Origin of the sequence: Paenibacillus salivarius (assembly GCF_051307165.1) — a bacterium.
GTDB lineage: Bacteria > Bacillota > Bacilli > Paenibacillales > Paenibacillaceae > Fontibacillus.
Genome location: NZ_CP195592.1, coordinates 5,453,580 through 5,471,796, shown reverse-complemented (window position 1 = coordinate 5,471,796; position 18,217 = coordinate 5,453,580). Strand labels below are relative to the sequence as shown.

The following is an 18,217-nucleotide window of genomic DNA, read 5'->3' as shown; positions in this document are numbered from 1 at the left end:
GGTAAAAGCGGGATGTAGATTTATTGTATAGATAGGGTTGCTAGACTGATTTTATGGGGGTATGAATTTTACACATACCTCAATGTCCTTTATTCAACAGTGGAGGTCAACAGGATTAATTATGAATAAACAAGCAGTAACAAATGAAATGGTCGTTCGGGCGATGGAAAAAAATCTGGCCATAATCCGTTTCGACACCGATCGAAAGGTGGCTTACGTAAACGAGGTATTCGCGAATACGATGGGATACCCCATTGAGGAAATACAGAAAATGCATCATCGGGACTTTTGCTTCGATTCCTTCGCCAACTCGCAGGCCTATGAGGAGTTCTGGAGAGCGCTGCTTTCCGGAGAAAGCTTTCAGGATAAGGTTGAACGGAAAAATGCACGTGGTGAAACGGTGTGGCTGGAGGCCACCTATATGCCGATATATGACGAACAAGAGTCTAGGGTTATCGGTATCTCCAAAGTCGCAACGGATATAACTGAGCGTCAGTTTATTCTGACCGCCGTGGTGAATGAACTGAAAACTACCTCCCAAGGCCTTAACGAGCGTGCGGAAGTGGGAATCGGCCGGAGTCGGGAGCTGCTGCTTGGCGTGGACCGGATCGCCGAGGTTTCGGAGGAAAACACCCTCACCCTTCAGACTCTACAGGAGCAGGCCAAGTCGATCCAGGGGATAGTAAAGACGATCCGGGAGATTGCATCTCAGACCCATCTGCTTGCCCTCAATGCAGCCATCGAGGCGGCCCATGCAGGTCCTTATGGCAGAGGGTTCGAAGTCGTAGCGGCGGAGGTACGCAAGCTGTCCAACGAGGTGACGGAATCCATTGCTCAAATTCAGGGGGCCATAAGCGGCGTTACAAAGGAAATATCCGAGATTTCGGGCGGCGTCAGCCGCGTCCAATCATCTGTCATGGAGAGTCAGCAGCAAATACGTGTGGCCATGGAGGACTTTAATAACATTGCTTCCTTTGCCCAAAAGCTGGATGAGCAGGCGCGAAACGTTGCCGCGAATATTTAGATATGATTTTGCCCTCTAAAAAAAGGGGGCTTTTTTTGTTGCGGGATGAATGGAACTGGAGTTATTTTCCGAACCAATGTTTTATATATCAAAGTTTGGACGGGAAGGTAACATGTAGCATGGCAGCGCTAGTAATATCAGGAATTCCCTTAAAGCGGTTAATTAGCTTTCAGCACCGGTCCAGCCAGTATTGACAAGGGGGAGGGAGTTTTTAGCTGTTTCAAATACCAGGAAACTGGAAAATAGTGTGGGTTTAGCCCATTTTTCTTATATGTTAGCATGGGTTAGCGCATTCACTTGGGGCGGAACCCTGAGGCGAAGGGGATGCAGCAATACGGAATAGGAGTGAATATAGATGTTCAAGAAACTTGCTACTACAACCGCTTCGTTGATGGCCGGATCGATGCTGTTAGGAACATTGACGTTCGCGGCTTCCGGTTCTGAAATCGCAAGTCGGGCTGATAATTATTTGGGGGATTTCAAATACAAGTTTGGCGCTGAGCCGTGGAATAGCGGATATAGATACTCCGACTGCTCTTCTTTTACTAAGCTGGTTTTTCAGCGGGAGGGTGTGTATCTTCCGCGGACAAGCCGTGAGCAGGCCAAAAAGGGGAAACATGTTGCAAAGAGCAATCTCGTAAAAGGTGACCTCGTATTCTTCGATACAAACAATGACGGTAAGATCAACCATGTAGGCATCTATATGGGGAATGGCCGATTCATTCATAGCTCCCCTATTAACAAGGTTGGATTCAGTACGCTGAAATCGGGATATTGGAAAAACCATTATGTTACTGCCCGCCGTGTAAGATAAGGAAAGAGCACATAAGCGGAACCAAAAAAACCCGGCAAATTTTGCCGGGTTTAATCATGTCTAAAATCGGTTGCACACAAAAAAGCACTGTGATATGCTATGAGAACGACTAATGATTTTTGAATTGATGCAGATGTGTCCCATCTTATCTTTACACATTAATCTTATCACAGGAAAGTCCGGTTTGTCAAACCTTCTTTTTCAACAAATATGGATAAAGGAGCGTATGCATATGATCGATGCGGAAGATTGGAAGCAGGAACAAGAACGGCTGGAGCGGGTTACTGAAAAACTGCAAGCACGAATTACGGAACTGGAGCCGGAGGTCGCCGGACTGCATGAGCAGGTGGCGGGCATCCGCAAACAGTTTTGGGAGGAAGTCACCGTAAACACAAGCACGGACGAAGACTTTGAGGAGACCTTCTACAGCATCAGGCAGCAAGAGGCGTTATTGTCCGAACGGGAGCGGAGCCACCGGCTGCGCGTGCAGCAATGGAAAAACATGAAACGGCTGCTGTCCTCCCCTTACTTTGGTCGCATCGATTTCCGCGAGGACGGCCTGAGTTTTACCGAGCAAGTCTATATTGGCGTGTCCTCCTTTGTCGATTCGGATGGTATGAGTTTTCTGGTTTATGACTGGCGTACGCCGATCGCGAGCATGTATTACGACCATTCCCCGGGAACTGCCGGATATGATACCCCGGGCGGAACGATCACCGGAACAATGGAACTGAAGCGGCAGTACCGGATTCGCGAGGGTGAATTGAAAAATGTGTTCGACACGAGCGTAACGATCGGCGATGAATTGCTGCAGCAGGTGCTTGGCAAGGGTGCGGACAATCAGATGAAAAGCATCGTCGCGACGATCCAAAAAGAGCAAAACGCGATTATCCGCGAGGATCAAAGCCGGATGCTCATCGTTCAGGGGGCTGCCGGAAGCGGAAAGACTTCCGCGGCCCTGCAGCGGGTGGCGTATCTACTGTATAAGCATCGTGAGCGGCTTAAGGCGGATCAAATCGTGCTTTTTTCGCCAAATCCGATGTTCAACAGCTACGTCTCTACGGTTCTTCCCGAACTTGGCGAGGAAAACATGCAGCAGACCACTTTTCAGGAATACCTCGACCACTGGCTAGGCAGGGAGTTTCGGCTTGAGGACCCCTTCGACCAAATCGAATACGTGCTGACCGAACCGTCGACGGAGGGATATGAGGCCCGAGTCGAAGGGATCCGATACAAGGCATCGACAGCGTTCCTCCAGGCCCTCCGGAAATATGCGAATTGGTTGGAGCGGGAAGGCATGCGGTTCAAAAGCATCCGGTTCCGGGATCGTGATTTGATTACGGCGGAGGAGATGAAATCCAAGTTTTACGGCTTTGATCCCTCCATACGCATGACGAATCGCATCACGTTGATGCAAGAGTGGCTGTTGAGGGAGCTGGCTTCACTGGAGGTCAAGGAGCGGGAGGAGCTCTGGGTTGAAGAGGAGCTGGACTACCTCGATAAGGATCAATACGCCGAAGCATTTCGCCAACTGCATAAAGACAGGGGCGTCTTTGATTTTGCGGAGCAATACGAAGAGGTCCGCGAAATGCTGAACAACGAGCGCAGGCCGGACGAAGCCGACTTTGACTATGCCGACCGGGAGGAACAACTGCTGCGCCGGATGATCGTGAAAGAGCAATTTAAACCTCTGAAGCGCATCGTGAAGCGAGTGTTATTCATTGATATGGCCGGATTGTATGTCCAGCTGTTTGAAAACGAGGAAGCTTTCCACAGGATGACGGATGGGGCTCCTATCCCCTCGCATTGGCCGGAAATTTGCGCGCAGACCGGAGAGAAGCTTGCCCGGTCGGAGATGTCCTATGAGGATGCGACACCGTACCTGTTTTTAAAAGAACTCATCGAGGGCGTTCGGACGAATACGGAGGTCCGGCATGTTTTCGTCGACGAGGGCCAGGACTATTCGATGTTTCAATATGAGTTCCTCAAAAAGCTGTTTCCCCGTGCCCGCATGACGGTGCTTGGCGATTTCGGCCAGGCGATTTTTACTCAGGCCACGGAGCTGCATGGTGAACAATCGCCGCTCATTCGGCTCTACGGTGAAGCGGAAACGAATCTGTTCCGCCTGGTGCGCAGTTACCGTTCGACCCGTGAGATCGTAGAATTCACGAAGTCCCTGCTGCCGAACGCGAAGGAGATCGTCCCCTTTGAACGAGCCGGTAAAAAGCCGCTCCTCGTTAATGCGGCCAGTGCCGAGAAGCGGATTGCGGGAATCGCGGAGCACCTCGCAGCGCTTCAGGCTGAAGGTTTTGCCTCCATTGGCGTCATTACGAAAACGGCGGCCGAAAGCAGCGAGGCATATGAACTCTTGATGTCCCATGGATGCCAGGGATTGAAGCTGGTGACGAAGAATACGCCCACCTTCGAGCAGGGCGCATTGATTCTTCCTGTGTATCTGGCCAAGGGCGTGGAATTCGACGCGGTTCTCATCTACGATGCCTCTTCGCAGACGTATCACCGGGAAAACGAGCGGAAGCTGTTTTATACGGCATGCACGCGAGCCATGCATCGGCTTCTGCTGTTCGCGGCAGGAGAGTGGACTCCGTTCATTCAACCCCTGGATACGTCTTTGTATGAGGTGAAGTAGAGCAAGAGGAGGACTCTCATGGACTACAAATGGATCCGTCGGGCCTCCTCATCGAAAAATTCGATGACATGCTCGTACTCGGTAAGATCGATGCGGTTTTGCCTTAAGATCTTTTGAATAAAGATCGTATCCCCAAAAATCTTATTGATGATGATTTTGCACCTTTGCGGCGTGTCTTTAAAGTAATTCACCAAGTCGTTAATCTCATCAAAATTGAAATAAAGAAGATAACAAACGTAATTTTGCAGCAACGTACTGAAGCAGTGATCGCGATAAGGATTAGAGCGAGGATCGGAGAGAAAGTCGTTCAAGATGTCGAATAGCGTCGATTTATTCTCTGAGTAAAGCAGGATGAATTCATCAACGTGATTGATCAGCCGCACGACGCTCTCCAATCCTTCTTCAGTAGGCATGTTAAGCCTGGCCGACTTACCTTCGATGGACCTTAACAGCTGTGAAGTAAGCATTTTGCAGGCATGAATTTCACGTGGAACAATGGATAATCGGTCCCTATACTTGTCGAAATTCTCGATGTAAAAGTCGTGATATGTCGAAAAATAAGGCTCCAATCGGATCCCGGTTTTCGTATGCACCAAGTCTTGCCCGCGGAATGAAAAAGAGGTGAGGGTCTCCTCGTTCACCGGATGGGCATAAAGGTAGAAAAAGAAGAAAAAGTCCCTGAGTTGACGCCTCTGTTCATCGTTGAAGCAGGTGGCGTCCATCAGTTGGGATAACTGAAAGAAGCAATAGTTTTTCATGAAATCATTCATGGCGTTATATGGATTGGCACTGACAATGGACGTCGTCGCATTAATGGTAAACAATAGATAATAAAAGTTCAGTTCATCATACACATCCAGTGGTTTGAACACGTCCGAGAGAACAGGCTTCCAGTCCGGATTCTCGACATAATTCGGATCTCTCGGCAGTAATTCATACGTCCACTCCACGAACGCCTTATTCCCCTGATCGGCAAAAAACAGTTCTGCGCCTCCATCTTCAAGAAGGCCATACTCGAAAGGGCCCGTGTGAGAGACCGGCAAGCCCCTGAGGAATTTGATATTCAAATATTCATCAAATAGAGATTGAAGGTTCATTGATCGTATCCCCGGTTTCTTATTTTAAGGCTTTCTAAGAGATATTCGACATATGAAGGGGTATTCCTTGACATGATGTAACCTATCGTATTGTGTGTGGCCGGCCTTGACTTCCTCTTTTACAATATAGAAAACAAACTGGGAAGTGAAAACATGAAGTACGGGAAGGTTGTTCATGGTCTGCTGGTCCGGCGGGTGAACCGGTTTATTGCGGAAGCGGTCGTCGACGGGATCATGGAACAAGTACATATAAAAAATACCGGACGCTTGAAAGAGCTGCTCAACCCGGGGACGGAAGTTCTGTTGGAGCCGAGCGGTAACCCGGTCAGAAAAACCCGGTTTTCGCTGATTGCCGTAGCTAAAAACGGACATTGGGTCAACGTGGATTCACAGGCCCCGAATGCGGTCGCTTATGAAGCGGTCAAGACGGGGAAGTTGGCGGAGTTAGGCAAGGTAGACAAGGTGAAACGGGAAGTGACTTTCGGGGGCTCGCGATTTGATCTTTATTTTGAAAAGGGCGACGAAAAAGGGTTTATCGAAGTCAAGGGCGTTACCCTCGAGGAAAATGGAGTCGCCATGTTTCCCGATGCGCCGACGGCGAGAGGGGCGAAGCATGTCTTGGAAATGGCCGAGGCGGTCCGGGAGGGGTACGCAGGCGTTATTTTGTTTATCGTGCAAACGCCAGGATGTCATGCCTTTGTACCTAACCGGAATATGGATGCGCTCTTTGCGGACGCTTTATCCCAAGCCTCACGGCAGGGCGTACGGATCTTAGCCTATGACTCGATTTATAAAGAGGGTGAATGGCTTTTGGGCGAACCCCTTTCTGTAGTAGTATAGGTTATATTTAGCAAGAGGCCTTATATTTTGCAGGAATGTACCTATCCGTCGTGGAATATAATCCGAAAATCTCGGTAATAAAGAGGCGTACGCCCTAACTGCAGGAGGAGAGCCGCATGAAGTCGATCACCGTTCAAAGCCTCAAGGAAAAGTTCCATTTAGAACTGCTAGCGGGAGCTGACCGCATGGACCGCGAGATTACCCGTCCCCGAACGCATAGACCGGGGCTGGAGTTTGTCGGGTATTTCGATTTTTTTCCTATGGAGCGGGTACAAGTGCTCGGCCGCAAGGAAATCACTTACTTGTTGACGTTAAGCATCGAAGAACGTAAGCACCATATCGGGAACATCGTCAAATATCATCCGCCGTGCTTCATCGTGACCTCGGGACAGCAGGAGATCCCGTACCTGACCCTGTTTTGCGATCAGGAGGGCATTCCATTGCTGCGCACGCCGGAGACGACCACGGAATTTATCGCCAAGCTGGACGGCTATCTGGTGAAGGCCTTGGCGCCGGAGCAGTCGATTCATGGGGTATGCGTGAACGTATCGGGTATAGGGATCCTGCTCAGGGGCAAATCCGGAATCGGCAAAAGCGAAACCGCCCATACGCTGATCCGCAGAGGCCACCGGTTTGTCGCGGACGATATCGTGGTGCTTAAGAAACTGGGCCCGGCAACGCTTCTCGGTACGCATAACGAGACGACGCGCGAGTTTCTCGCGCTGCGCAGCATCGGGCTGATCAATGTCGTACGCCAGTATGGTCGCAGGGCATTTCAGGACGAGACGCGAATCGTGCTCGATATTGAGCTGTCCCCATGGCAGGAAGACTCGCTGAATAACGAACTGGAAGTAGTCCCTCAATTCACGGAATACCTCGGCGTCAAGATCCCGCATATTGAGATCCAGCTACAGCCGGGACGCGACGTCGCCGGTCTGATCGAGGCGGCGGCGAACAACTGGTATCTGAAGCAGCTCGGCTATAGCGCCGCGGAAGATTTCATGAAGCGGATCGAAAACGAAATGCAATAGGAGGAAGAAAAATGGACCATTATATTTTCAAGCAATTAAGATTCGTAAGAGACAATACCCTGAAGCACGTTACGGGGATCAGCGACGAGAAATTAAACCAGGTGCCTCAAGGTTTGAATAACAATATATTGTGGAATCTGGGACATATCCTGTTTGTTCACGAGAGGTTTTCCTTTGGATTCATTCAAGAAAAGATGGAGATTCCGGATCATTTTGTGGAGTTATTCGGCCAGGGCACCAAGCCGGCGACCTGGGGAGAGCAAGCGTACGTACCAAGCCTGGATCAATTGATTTCGTTGCTCGGCGAGCAGATAGACCGGATCGAACGGAAATTGGGGAGCCGATTAGACGAAAAGCTTGAAAAGCCTTATGTCACATCGGCCGGTCTCGAAATTTTGACGGTTAAAGAATGCCTTAGCTTTCTGTTATACCATGAAGGCATGCATTTCGCCGTAATTAAGGCGATCAAACAAATGTAGCGAAGGAGCCGGCGATGACCGGCTCCTTTTTTTCTGGTTATTCGATGGCATCCAAGGCGGCTTCGAGCTGAGCTTCAACCGACGTATCCACGTATTGCAAGCTCAAGGCGTAACCATTGTCCGTTCCTTTTAATAAAAGCTTGATTTTCGTGCCTCCCGCATTCCACTCGCTTGTTAAGTAACCGCCGTCGGCAAGGGGGATTTCCTCAAGCGTGTCTTTATCTGCGGCAATGATATCCTTTTCCGGCGGGCCGTAATTTTTAGTCAGGCTAGCCAACATGCCTTCGTATACTCCCTTTGCAAAGGATTCATCATAGCCGGATACTTCGGGGGTAAATGCGATTTTAGCCAGTTTGTTTTTGTAGAAGATATATAATTCTTCAGGGTCGTCATAGTTATCTTGGTACAAGAGAAGATAAATGTCTCCTTGTCCGCCTTCGTCGAGCAGAAACTTATTTGCGGATGCCACCTTCATTTGCTTGGGGGATACTCCCCATACCGGAAGAGGGGCGGTTGCCGCCGGCTTCTCCCCGATCCAGGCGATACGCTCCGAAGCATCCGCACCGATGGCCTTTCCGGTTAATTGCTTGACTGCCGATAGGGGGATGTACGTGGTTCCGTTCATCGCTTTGGCTGCTACTGAAAGGGTGACTGCGGAACCGTTGATTTTGGCCTTTTTGCTTCCCGTCGTTACGGTGATGTAGGAACCGGCCGAATTTTTGGCCGTGATGGCCTTCGTCCGGTTATCGACGGTCGTGGTATAATTTAATTCGGCCAGAACGGCTTTCATCGGAATGAGCGTGGTGTTTTTTTCGACGACGGTCGGAAATTTAGCCGTTGAAACCGTGCCGTCGATGTACAGCGTGTACGTCACGGAAGCGGCAGCGGAAGTTTGGGGAGCAAAAGAGAAAAGATTGGCGAGAACAGCCAGGCACCCCACCAGGGTTAAATAAACTATTTTTTTCATAGCGTCTCCTTTACCATGCTTATGGATATCAAATTTTAGGACGATTCTCTTAAATATAACATGGCTGGGCTGGAACTTTGTTCCTAAAATTTCCAACCCGGAATTATTTTTTCGAGACTGCGCTGCCCGATGTCGGGGAACAGGACTTTACGGAATATGGAGAGGGAGTAAGACGGATGCGCGTGCTTTACGAGGATAGCGGCGAGGATTGGGGCAAGCTGGTCGTATACGATACGTCCCAATATGATGGGGAAAACGGAAGGTTCCGCGTTCTCGCCTTTTCGGATGGAGCCGCACAGGGGGTTCTGGATATCGACCGTCCGGATCGTATCGTGTTTGAATATCCCCGGGCCATATTGCATCTCATGGAGGCCAATGTTCCGGACTTCCACGACGTGTACGTGATCGGACTTGGAATCGGGATCATTCCATCCCGGCTTCAAGGAAAACGGGTGAAGGTGGCGGAGATCGACCCTCGGGTCAAGGAGATCAGCCGCCGTTACTTCGGATACACCCCGACGAATGTAGACGTTGGCGATGGACGAAACCTGTTGGAAAGGGAGCCTGATCTTGCTTTTGATTTTGTGGTTCTTGACGCTTTTACGGAGAAGGATACGCCGCTTCATCTACTTTCCGAGCCTTTCCTCAGGCTGTGCAAGGACAAGCTGAACGAGCGGGGAGGAATTGTGATGAATCTGTTCGGCCGCGGCTCATCGGATAAACTGATCAGTGCCGTGCATGCCACGCTGCGGACCGTATTTACATATACCTGCTGTTTTGAATTGCCGCAAACGGGAGCTGCCGACCAAAGAAATATCCTCCTGATGGGCGCGCGGCAGCCGATTCGTTTTCGCGAAAAGGAGATGGCCGGCTTCGCCGTTTTCAAACCGCAGGAAGGATACATTATCCAAGACCGGAATGCGAACTAAACGATTGTAAAATGCCGCGATGAACGGTATAATTCATCACTTGTGAAAGGTACAAGATAAAGGGGCTTAATATAACATGAATAACTATGGAATACCGGACAATGCGCTGATTACCGTCGCCGGTACGGTAGGGGTGGGCAAATCGACGCTAACCATGGCGCTCGCCGGGCGGTTGGGGTTCAGGACGTCGATGGAGAAGGTCGACCACAACCCCTACTTGGAAAAATTTTATGCGGACTTTGAGCGCTGGAGCTTTCATTTGCAAATTTACTTCCTGGCCGAACGGTTTAAGGAACAGAAGGCGATCGTTGAAGCGGGAGGGGGATTCGTTCAGGATCGCTCGATTTACGAAGATACCGGGATCTTCGCCAAAATGCACGCCGATCAAGGGACGATGTCGGGTATAGACTATCAGACGTATACCAGTCTGTTTGAGGCGATGGTGATGACGCCGTATTTTCCGCACCCCGATGTGATGATTTATTTGGAAGGCAGCCTGCCGGCCATCTTATCCCGCATTCAGGAACGCGGCCGTGACATGGAGATTCGGACGGAGCGCTCTTACTGGGAGCGGATGCATGCCCGTTATGCCGAATGGATCGACGGCTTTACCGCCTGCCCTGTGCTGCGGCTGAATATCGAGGAATATGATGTGAACGACCCGGCCTCGCTGGATGAAATCATCCGTCAGATTCGCGTGACAGTTTCGGACATGCGATTTCATAGATCCCCCCGATAACCGGAATTTCTCCCGCTAATTTCGCTGATTCGGTCGGAATGTCCGTTTTAACGGGAAAAGCTCCCGCTAAAATGACATTTTTGACCGATGATACAGGTTATCCGCCAAAATAGAGGGAGGTATTCCGGTTATTTATAGCTAAAACGTTAATCCAGCGAAATTAAAGGGAGGTTTTCCCGCTAGTTGGCTGTCCAAGAGGCTTCAAAGCCGAATTAGCCGGAGGTTCTCCCTTTAATTGCCGCCAAATCAAAAGGTCCGCGTCAGACAGGAAAAATGTTCTTGTCATGCGCGGGCTTTTCTGGTATTTTTGATAGTATCAATTTGTTATTATCATAAATATACTAAGTTAAAGTTGTCAGTTTGGACTCCAAGCATGGCTTGGAAAGCGGAGGGATGCAGGTGAAGAAGGTTATAGGCGGTTGGAATGTATTCGAAGTCTCGTGGTTAGTATTATTTACTTCCATTGCGATCGGATTTACGGTTCTTTCCAAGGATTCATTATTCGGTTTTACGGTCTTTATCACCGGGGTGCTCTGCGTGGTGCTAGCCGCGAAAGGAAACCTGATGAGCTATGTATTCGGCATGTACAATACCGTCGGGTATGCTTATCTGGCCTATATTAACGGTTTGTTCGGAGAAGTTATGCTGAATCTGCTTTTCTTCGTGCCTATGAATATCGTGGGCTTTTACATGTGGAAAAACAACCGGCAAGGCGGCAAGCTTTTCATGCGCCAAATGGGACTTCAAGGTCTTCTCGTCGTTGGCTTGATCTGCGTGGCGGGCTGCCTGCTGCTGGGATTCGGGTTATCGTTCATTCCGGGACAGAACTCTCCTTATATCGACGCGATTACGACCTTGTTATCCATCGTGGCTACGATCCTGATGGTCCGAAGATTCAAGGAGCAGTGGCTGGTTTACATTGTGCTGAATATGTTCACGGTGTTGCTATGGGTGATCCGGATGCTGGAGGGGAGCGGCGAAGGTCTGCTGATGATCGTCATGTGGAGCGCTTATCTGGTGAATGCGACATACGGCTACTACAATTGGAACAAAGGGGCCAAGGAGGCATTGGCATGAAGACGAAGACGCTAGGATTAACGCTGGGAAAATTCGCTCCGCTGCACAAAGGGCATCAATATATGATCGAAACCGCGCTCCAAGAGGTCGACGAGCTGATCGTGGTCATCTACGAGACGACGGTGACCCCGATTCCGCTTCATATCCGGGCCAATTGGATCCGGAAGCTTTATCCCGCGGTCCGCGTGATCGAGGCCTGGGACGGTCCTGACGGCTACTCGAACGAGCGGGAGCATGAAATCCGGGAAGAGCAATACATTTTGGGGCTGTTGAAAGGCGAGAAGGTGACGCATTTTTATTCCAGCGAATTTTACGGCGAACATATGAGCATCGCCTTAGGCGCCATAGACCGGCGGGTGGACGAAGCCCGCGAACGGGTGCCGGTTTCGGCGACGATGGTCCGTTCCGATCCTTACAAGTACCGGGCATTCGTAAGCGATGTCGTGTACCGGGATTTGATTACGAAGGTTGTTTTTGTGGGAGCGATGTCGACGGGGAAATCGACGATTACCGAGGCGTTGGCCCGGCGGTATAATACCGCGTTTGCGAGCGAGTACGGCCGCGACTATTGGACCGAACACCAGGTGGACCGCCGCATCGGTCTTGAAGCGTTCGATGAAATCGCCTTGGGCCATATCGAGCGGGAGGAGCAAGCGTTGCTGGAAGCGAACCGGGTCCTTTTCGTCGATACCAATGCGATCACGACGTATATGTTCGCGCTGGATTATCACGGCCGGGCTCCTGAGCTCTTGACCCGGATTGCTCTGGAAAATGCGCAGCGATACGATCTGTTTTTCCTGTGCGACGACGATATTCCTTATGACGATACGTGGGATCGCAGCGGGGATCAGAAGCGGCATGTTTTTCACAAGCAAATCATTGCGGATCTGAAGGAACGGCGGATTCCCTTTATTACGCTGCGGGGAAGCTTGGAAGAACGTATGCGCAAGGTTGAGGAGGTGCTGGCAAAGTTCCGGCCCTATCAGAATTTTTTCGGCGAAAGCATCGTTTAAAAATGGAATAAAGGAGAAGGTTACGTTGGATTTGTTGGATCGTGACGGACTGACGGAAAAGGAATTTTTAGAGCGGTATCGGGCTGGGGATTACGAGCGCCCTTCGGTGGCGGCGGACATGGTCATTTTCACCGTCACGGACGCGGAGGCGGACAGCTACCGCAAGCTTCCGGAAAAAGAGCTGCGCATTCTGCTCATTCGCCGGGGAGGACACCCCTTCCTGGGGAAATGGGCGCTGCCGGGCGGCTTCGTCCGGCCGAACGAGACGACGGAGCAGGCCGCGGCGAGGGAGCTGCGCGAAGAAACCGGCGTCGACGACGTTTATTTGGAGCAGTTGTACACCTTTAGTGATATCGGACGGGATCCCCGCACCTGGGTCATGAGCTGCAGCTACATGGCGTTGATCAACAGCGGGCAGGTACAGCTGAAGGCGGGGGACGATGCGGCCGAGGCCGCCTGGTTCAAGCTGACCTACCGGCTTTTGCGGGAGACGAAAGAGCTACTCGAAGACGGATACGTCAAGACGCTGGAGTATGAGCTTAAGCTGAGCAGTGAAGATGAGGAGCTCACGGCGGTCGTGGCGAGGACGGTGACGTCCAAATCCAACTCGACGGGAACGGCTTATGCGATCGTATCCAATGAAGGGTTGGCTTTTGACCATGCGAAAATTATCGCCTGCGCCATCGAGCGGTTGCGGGGAAAAGTGAATTACACCGACATTGCCCTGCATTTGATGCCGCAGCTGTTTACCTTGACGGAGCTACAACAGGTTTATGAGGTTATTTTGGACAAAGAGCTGTTGAAGGCCGCCTTCCGGCGCAAAGTGGCCGATCTCGTGGCGGAAACCGATCATTACACCGAAAATGCGGGACATCGTCCATCACGCTTGTATCGGAGAAATTTGGAGGATTACCGGTGATGAAGATTTACAATCTCGAAGATTTAAGAAAAGCATATAACGCGGGGAGCACGTTCAAATATGTGTTCTTTTGGGGCCATACGCCGCCAAAGGACGGGGGAGTGGACAAAAGCTGCTTCAGCCAATGGTGGATGAGCCCTTTCGAGGTAGAGGGGACGGAATATTCCTGCGCCGAGCAGTTTATGATGGCCGAGAAGGCAAGGCTGTTCGGGGACGGGGAAATGCTGGAGGCAATCCTGAAGGCGAAGCATCCCAAAGAGATGAAGGCTTACGGACGTGCGGTCAGAAATTTTGACAAGGAACGATGGGAAAAAGAGTGCTACGGGATCGTGAAAAGAGGCAGCTTGGCCAAATTTTCGCAGAATCCGGAGCTTGGGGAGTATCTCAAGTCGACGAAGAACCGCATTCTCGTCGAAGCCAGCCCGCGGGACCGTATTTGGGGGATCGGCATGGGTCAATCCAATCCGGATGCGGAGAATCCGGTGAAATGGCGGGGAAGGAACTTGCTTGGGTTCGCGCTGACGGAAGCGCGGGACGAACTGCTTGGGAAATGACTAACTGTCCCGGAGAGTTATAGAAGAAAGAAGGGGAGAAAGATGAACCGAAAAGAAATTGCCGAGGAAACGTTGCGGATCCAGCGGCAGGGCTTTTATGAAGTGAAGGGGCGGCGGGTGGAATTCGCCGAGGCGCAAAAGCATTCGGAGGAGAACAGCGAGCTGATCACGCCGGAACGGGGAGAGGCGCTGGTACGGGAAGGCGCGGGGCTGCCCCGGTTGCCGAAGCCGGCAGCTTGTTCCGTCGCCAACGAGGCTACGGTTAAGGCGATCCTTGATTTTGCGGAGGCGGGGAATGAGCGGATCGGAGTGCTCAATTTCGCCAGCGCCAAAAATCCGGGAGGCGGATTTTTGAACGGAGCGATGGCCCAGGAAGAAAGTCTGGCCGCCTCCAGCGGTTTATACGAAACGCAGCTTCGTAATGAAGGTTACTATAAGGCGAATCGGGCTTACCGATCGATGATGTATACCGATTTTGCCATCTATTCGCCGGACGTGGTGTTTTTCCGCGATCAGCGGTTCGGACTGCTCGAGCGGCCGGTGACCGCTTCGGTCTTGACGCTCCCAGCCGTGAACTATGGCCAGGTCCTGCTTAAGGGAGAAGATCCCGTTCAAGCGGAACGCGTCATGAAGGACCGGATGCGTCTGGCCCTGGCGATATTCGCCAACATGGGTGACAAGAGCCTGATCTTGGGAGCTTACGGCTGCGGCGTCTTCCGAAACGATCCGGTGAAGGTGGCCGGGTGGTGGCGGGAGCTTTTGGAGGAGGAAGGCTGGGGATCGCTGTTTTCGGAAATCCGGTTTGCGGTATTGGACACTTCGAAAGACGGAAAGTGTATTCAGGCTTTTGAGAAACTGCTCCGTTCGGGTCATAACTAAAAAGAAGGGCCATCCTGCAAAGGATGGCCTTATTCACGTGTTTAAGATTATTTTCCGCTGCCCAATGTTCTGATAAATGCCTCCAGGTTGTCCCTCAAAAACTTCGCATCTTTAAATCCGGTATTTGCAAGGATGTTCCCGATATCCTTGGCGAACTCCGTCAAGCCGGCCGTAGACGCATTGGCAAACCGGTTTTCACCGATGCTTTGACGCATCTGCTCGATCCGTTTCGCCGCGTCCTCTCTGTACTCTTTCGCCCAATCCTGGCGATTGGCCGCTTTCTTGGCGAAGGATTGAAGAATGCTGTTCCAATCTCCTCCGTTCACAACCGCTTCTTGCAGCTTGCCCAGCGTGTCCGGCTCGAATTTCCGCATCATGTCGGTCAAATCGATATAATCCTCAGGTGCCCCGACGGGTCTTTGCGGAGGAGTTTCGTAACGGATTTCTTTCGATACAGGATCAACGGTTCTGGTTTTGGAAATGGCCCCGATCAGATGGATCGTATCCATAAATTCTGTGGCTGCTTCCTCGTTCATGTAGTTCTTCGCTATGTATTCGGCTTGCGTAAGCCCCAATTCCAGTAGTGCTTTTCTTTCCTCTTCACCGTTGACGTCCGTAATGAAGTTGGATTGAATGATGCCGTAAACCGCTTCTTTCACCTGGGACGGTTGATCTTGAAGGAGGCGATTCAGGGAATCGTTGATTTGAACCGTTCCAAAATACGTTGCCGCATGGTTTACGACATCGGATGCCGCCAACTGCTTAGCTGCAAGGCTGATTTCCAAGGTATCCGTTTCATGGGACAGCTCGGGAATCCGGTCTGTAACCAAGGCTGGTTTCTCGGGACGCGGTTTTAAATCTTCGTATGCATTCAGGCCTTGTTTCGTGGTACTGTAAATCCTCATAACAATCCATCCCCTTTTCCCTTCACAGTATTCCGATTTCCTTTTCTAACCACAATATCGGAATATTCTTCCAAATTGTTTATATCGGAGAACAAAAAAACAACGGGCAGTTTAGGTTCACCACCCGTTGCTCTTCCAAACCGTTTAATTAACCCCCGTAAATGCTATAAGCAAAATGATACACAATATCCGTATCGCTCGCGCTTGGGCGATTCGTTACCTGTGCCGCCACGCCGCAAAGATCATAATAGTGGGTGAAACTTATGGCACCCGGCAAAAACTGGCTAATGCTTCCGGTTGAAGACGGCAAGGATAACGTAACGGAGAATTGGCCGCTGCTGTTCGTTATTGCCGTAGCGCTCCGATATCTGTTGCCGCTGCCTTCCGACCAATAGTCATTTACCCATGTGACTTGGACTTCCGCATTGGCTACGGCATAGTTATCCGAAGTCGCGGCAACGCCGGTCACGGTGAAGCTATTTCCCGTGATCCGATAGTATTTTCCGTAGGCATAGGTCGGATAATCGTTCGGGCCGCCGTTTGAGTTATAGCCCGTAATGACAAGTTTATCGGCTCTTAAAATCGGCTGCAGGTGGAGTGAATAGTTAGTATCCGAATAGGTGTTTGTCGTATAGACCCTCAGATAATAAGTGCCGGTTCCCAGCGAAACGTTGCCATTTTGCGAAGGGATTAAAAGCATCCGATTATTGCTTAGGGCACCATACAATTCCGCTTTGTATCCATTTCCTACAGACAATTGATCCAAATCAATATGCATAGCGTCATAATTTCTGCTTTCCGGAACCGTAATTTTATACCAATCCTGATCTATCTCCGAATTGATGGAGCGGCTCACTAGCGTTGAACCTCCTGTCGCCACCGTGAAAGGGTAGGCATGAAGCGCATTCTCATCCGTCTCGTAGGCGTCATAAGTGGAGCTTGTGGAGACGGTTAAATAGAAGGGTTCGTTAATGCTGGCTCCGACCGCGCCATAGACTTCAATCAAGTAGGCTTTTGTACCGGCAGTGACATTCTTTGTGCCCACATGCTCGGATAAAGTTTTCGTCTCATTTCCATAGTTATTTAAATAAGTTCCATAAATAGAATAATCAATCGGATTGGGATTCAAATTGCCGGTGGCCATATCAAATTCATAGAGATAGAGATCGTAATCAAGCTGCGATGATGCCGGGCTGTCCAATTGAACCTGCAGGATGCTCCCAGGCTGTACGTAGTAAGGGTATAAATAAGCGGACGTGCCTTCCTGTTGAATGTAGCCCGTGTATGTATATGTCGCTGCTGTGGCACTTACGGACTGCGTTTCCGCAATCAGTCCTTTTTGCGATTTTGAGGCGGTTAGAGGCGATTTCAAATTTGCGGATGCTTTGACTTGGTGTTGATCCAATTTGGATGAATCCAGTTCCGGCGCAGCTTTGGTAAGCGAGGAAACAACCTCTGCTTCAGGCTGCAGCAGTTGTTCTGCCTCCAGAGCATCAGGGCCGATCCCGGGCACCGTAATAGGCTCGGCGGCAAACGCATTGAGACCAAAGACCAAGGAGAGAACTAGATTCAGGCAGATAACGATAGACATCTTTTTCTTCATAAATATAACGCCTCCCTCAAAATTAGTAATATATTACTATAAAATAAGTATATACCATATCCTATAAATTGGTAAGATAGTAATTTTTTATGGTTAGTGACGTTTCTGCGAAAAGCAATCATTTGACATTGGTTTGACATCAAACTATAATGCCCGGTAATCTCCGGTATGATCATGCCTCCCGTGTTCACAGGGCAGATATTCGGAAGCAGTGCTAAAACGATTTTCGTAGAGGAGATACCGAGATGAACATTGATGCAAACGAATCGTATTACGCGGTTATTTTTTCAAGTCAACGTACTGAAGGGGACAAGGGCTACAGCAACATGGCCGAAAAAATGGAGCGGCTTGCGGCGGAGCAACCGGGATTCTTGGGCGTGGAAAGTGTGAGGGATGCTTCGGGAGCCGGCATTACCATTTCCTATTGGGATAGCCTGGAGGCGATCCGCCAATGGAAGCAAAATCCGTCCCATCAATCGGCTCAGGAGAAAGGCAAACAGGTCTGGTATCAAAATTATAACGTCAAAATTTGCAAGGTTGAACGAGCTTATTCTTTTTAGATGATACTATCGGTTGAACAGGGGGAAGCCTTTCGATTTGTCGGCCTCTCCCGATATCCCTAATAGTCTATGAAAACGCCTCTAATTTTTCGGGTAGCCGGAGGGGACGATCTTGGGTAGAATGACGCGTGAGGGAACTG

At 50.4% G+C, this 18,217-nt stretch carries 18 protein-coding genes; 14 read left to right on the top strand and 4 right to left on the bottom strand.

The annotated features are described in order from the left end of the window. Positions 1-121 precede the first annotated feature (121 nt). The 3 genes from ACSFXJ_RS25295 (at position 122) to helD (ending at position 4,485) form a co-directional block, all read left to right on the top strand. Positions 122-1,024: a methyl-accepting chemotaxis protein gene (locus ACSFXJ_RS25295; RefSeq protein WP_435923067.1), complete on the top strand. Its 903-nt coding sequence runs from the start codon at positions 122-124 to the stop codon at positions 1,022-1,024. A 355-nt stretch (positions 1,025-1,379) separates the two neighbouring features. After that, complete coding sequence (locus tag ACSFXJ_RS25290; RefSeq protein ID WP_435923066.1) at positions 1,380-1,838, top strand: C40 family peptidase; 459 nt, start codon at positions 1,380-1,382, stop codon at positions 1,836-1,838. Positions 1,839-2,070: 232 nt separating this feature from the next. Continuing rightward, complete coding sequence (gene helD, locus ACSFXJ_RS25285; protein WP_435923065.1) at positions 2,071-4,485, top strand: RNA polymerase recycling motor HelD; 2,415 nt, start codon at positions 2,071-2,073, stop codon at positions 4,483-4,485. Positions 4,486-4,508: 23 nt separating this feature from the next. Here the strand turns inward: helD and ACSFXJ_RS25280 are convergent, their stop codons facing one another. Further along, positions 4,509-5,582, bottom strand: coding sequence for a hypothetical protein (locus ACSFXJ_RS25280; protein ID WP_435923064.1), 1,074 nt, complete (start codon positions 5,580-5,582; stop codon positions 4,509-4,511). Between the two features lie 153 nt (positions 5,583-5,735). Here ACSFXJ_RS25280 and sfsA point away from each other — a divergent pair, with 153 nt between their 5' ends. From sfsA to ACSFXJ_RS25265, 3 genes are all read left to right on the top strand, one after another. After that, positions 5,736-6,422, top strand: a complete 687-nt coding sequence (gene sfsA / locus ACSFXJ_RS25275; RefSeq protein ID WP_435923063.1) for a DNA/RNA nuclease SfsA — start codon at positions 5,736-5,738, stop codon at positions 6,420-6,422. A gap of 116 nt (positions 6,423-6,538) precedes the next feature. Further along, on the top strand, positions 6,539-7,453 hold the full coding sequence (hprK, locus tag ACSFXJ_RS25270) for an HPr(Ser) kinase/phosphatase (RefSeq protein WP_435923062.1): 915 nt from the start codon (positions 6,539-6,541) through the stop codon (positions 7,451-7,453). Positions 7,454-7,464: 11 nt separating this feature from the next. Then, positions 7,465-7,932 carry a DinB family protein gene (locus ACSFXJ_RS25265; RefSeq protein ID WP_435923061.1) on the top strand — a complete coding sequence of 156 codons (468 nt, stop codon included), beginning with the start codon at positions 7,465-7,467 and terminating at the stop codon, positions 7,930-7,932. A 37-nt stretch (positions 7,933-7,969) separates the two neighbouring features. On the opposite strand, the gene ACSFXJ_RS25260 is transcribed toward ACSFXJ_RS25265, so the two are convergent. Then, positions 7,970-8,899 carry a copper amine oxidase N-terminal domain-containing protein gene (locus ACSFXJ_RS25260; protein WP_435923060.1) on the bottom strand — a complete coding sequence of 310 codons (930 nt, stop codon included), beginning with the start codon at positions 8,897-8,899 and terminating at the stop codon, positions 7,970-7,972. Positions 8,900-9,075: 176 nt separating this feature from the next. On the opposite strand from ACSFXJ_RS25260, the gene ACSFXJ_RS25255 reads away from it, so the two are divergent. From ACSFXJ_RS25255 to ACSFXJ_RS25225, 7 genes are all read left to right on the top strand, one after another. Next, complete coding sequence (locus ACSFXJ_RS25255) at positions 9,076-9,828, top strand: spermidine synthase (protein WP_435923059.1); 753 nt, start codon at positions 9,076-9,078, stop codon at positions 9,826-9,828. A gap of 76 nt (positions 9,829-9,904) precedes the next feature. Continuing rightward, positions 9,905-10,567 (top strand): deoxynucleoside kinase, encoded by a 663-nt coding sequence (locus ACSFXJ_RS25250; RefSeq protein ID WP_435923058.1) that lies wholly within the window; start codon positions 9,905-9,907, stop codon positions 10,565-10,567. Positions 10,568-10,966: 399 nt separating this feature from the next. Further along, on the top strand, positions 10,967-11,644 hold the full coding sequence (gene pnuC / locus ACSFXJ_RS25245; protein ID WP_435923057.1) for a nicotinamide riboside transporter PnuC: 678 nt from the start codon (positions 10,967-10,969) through the stop codon (positions 11,642-11,644). After that, the gene (locus ACSFXJ_RS25240; RefSeq protein ID WP_435923056.1) at positions 11,641-12,657 is read left to right on the top strand and encodes an AAA family ATPase; all 1,017 of its coding nucleotides are present in this window, start codon (positions 11,641-11,643) and stop codon (positions 12,655-12,657) included. The genes pnuC and ACSFXJ_RS25240 overlap by 4 nt, the downstream gene beginning before the upstream one ends. A 25-nt stretch (positions 12,658-12,682) precedes the next feature. After that, positions 12,683-13,576, top strand: coding sequence for an NUDIX domain-containing protein (locus ACSFXJ_RS25235; RefSeq protein ID WP_435923055.1), 894 nt, complete (start codon positions 12,683-12,685; stop codon positions 13,574-13,576). Continuing rightward, positions 13,576-14,130 (top strand): NADAR family protein, encoded by a 555-nt coding sequence (locus ACSFXJ_RS25230; RefSeq protein WP_435925867.1) that lies wholly within the window; start codon positions 13,576-13,578, stop codon positions 14,128-14,130. The genes ACSFXJ_RS25235 and ACSFXJ_RS25230 overlap by 1 nt, the downstream gene beginning before the upstream one ends. 42 nt (positions 14,131-14,172) lie before the next feature. Continuing rightward, positions 14,173-15,009 carry a TIGR02452 family protein gene (locus ACSFXJ_RS25225; RefSeq protein ID WP_435923054.1) on the top strand — a complete coding sequence of 279 codons (837 nt, stop codon included), beginning with the start codon at positions 14,173-14,175 and terminating at the stop codon, positions 15,007-15,009. A 47-nt stretch (positions 15,010-15,056) separates the two neighbouring features. Here ACSFXJ_RS25225 and ACSFXJ_RS25220 read toward each other — a convergent pair whose 3' ends face one another. Together ACSFXJ_RS25220 and ACSFXJ_RS25215 are read right to left on the bottom strand one after the other, a co-directional pair. Next, on the bottom strand, positions 15,057-15,914 hold the full coding sequence (locus ACSFXJ_RS25220) for a hypothetical protein (protein WP_435923053.1): 858 nt from the start codon (positions 15,912-15,914) through the stop codon (positions 15,057-15,059). 148 nt (positions 15,915-16,062) lie between these two features. Further along, positions 16,063-17,517 carry a hypothetical protein gene (locus tag ACSFXJ_RS25215; RefSeq protein WP_435923052.1) on the bottom strand — a complete coding sequence of 485 codons (1,455 nt, stop codon included), beginning with the start codon at positions 17,515-17,517 and terminating at the stop codon, positions 16,063-16,065. A 245-nt stretch (positions 17,518-17,762) separates the two neighbouring features. On the opposite strand from ACSFXJ_RS25215, the gene ACSFXJ_RS25210 reads away from it, so the two are divergent. After that, entirely contained in the window at positions 17,763-18,077 is a 315-nt protein-coding gene (locus ACSFXJ_RS25210; RefSeq protein WP_435923051.1) for an antibiotic biosynthesis monooxygenase family protein, read from the top strand. Positions 18,078-18,217 lie beyond the last annotated feature (140 nt).

Excerpts from the sequence above, each read along its gene's own strand:
- helD (WP_435923065.1), top strand. The coding sequence starts at position 2,071 with ATGATCGATGCGGAAGATTGGAAGCAGGAACAAGAACGGCTGGAGCGG.
- ACSFXJ_RS25290 (WP_435923066.1), top strand. The coding sequence starts at position 1,380 with ATGTTCAAGAAACTTGCTACTACAACCGCTTCGTTGATGGCCGGATCG.
- ACSFXJ_RS25265 (WP_435923061.1), top strand. The coding sequence starts at position 7,465 with ATGGACCATTATATTTTCAAGCAATTAAGATTCGTAAGAGACAATACC.
- ACSFXJ_RS25250 (WP_435923058.1), top strand. The coding sequence starts at position 9,905 with ATGAATAACTATGGAATACCGGACAATGCGCTGATTACCGTCGCCGGT.
- hprK (WP_435923062.1), top strand. The coding sequence starts at position 6,539 with ATGAAGTCGATCACCGTTCAAAGCCTCAAGGAAAAGTTCCATTTAGAA.
- ACSFXJ_RS25215 (WP_435923052.1), bottom strand. The coding sequence starts at position 17,517 with ATGAAGAAAAAGATGTCTATCGTTATCTGCCTGAATCTAGTTCTCTCC.
- ACSFXJ_RS25220 (WP_435923053.1), bottom strand. The coding sequence starts at position 15,914 with ATGAGGATTTACAGTACCACGAAACAAGGCCTGAATGCATACGAAGAT.
- ACSFXJ_RS25225 (WP_435923054.1), top strand. The coding sequence starts at position 14,173 with ATGAACCGAAAAGAAATTGCCGAGGAAACGTTGCGGATCCAGCGGCAG.
- ACSFXJ_RS25255 (WP_435923059.1), top strand. The coding sequence starts at position 9,076 with ATGCGCGTGCTTTACGAGGATAGCGGCGAGGATTGGGGCAAGCTGGTC.
- ACSFXJ_RS25240 (WP_435923056.1), top strand. The coding sequence starts at position 11,641 with ATGAAGACGAAGACGCTAGGATTAACGCTGGGAAAATTCGCTCCGCTG.
- ACSFXJ_RS25260 (WP_435923060.1), bottom strand. The coding sequence starts at position 8,899 with ATGAAAAAAATAGTTTATTTAACCCTGGTGGGGTGCCTGGCTGTTCTC.
- ACSFXJ_RS25295 (WP_435923067.1), top strand. The coding sequence starts at position 122 with ATGAATAAACAAGCAGTAACAAATGAAATGGTCGTTCGGGCGATGGAA.
- ACSFXJ_RS25210 (WP_435923051.1), top strand. The coding sequence starts at position 17,763 with ATGAACATTGATGCAAACGAATCGTATTACGCGGTTATTTTTTCAAGT.
- ACSFXJ_RS25280 (WP_435923064.1), bottom strand. The coding sequence starts at position 5,582 with ATGAACCTTCAATCTCTATTTGATGAATATTTGAATATCAAATTCCTC.
- sfsA (WP_435923063.1), top strand. The coding sequence starts at position 5,736 with ATGAAGTACGGGAAGGTTGTTCATGGTCTGCTGGTCCGGCGGGTGAAC.
- ACSFXJ_RS25230 (WP_435925867.1), top strand. The coding sequence starts at position 13,576 with ATGAAGATTTACAATCTCGAAGATTTAAGAAAAGCATATAACGCGGGG.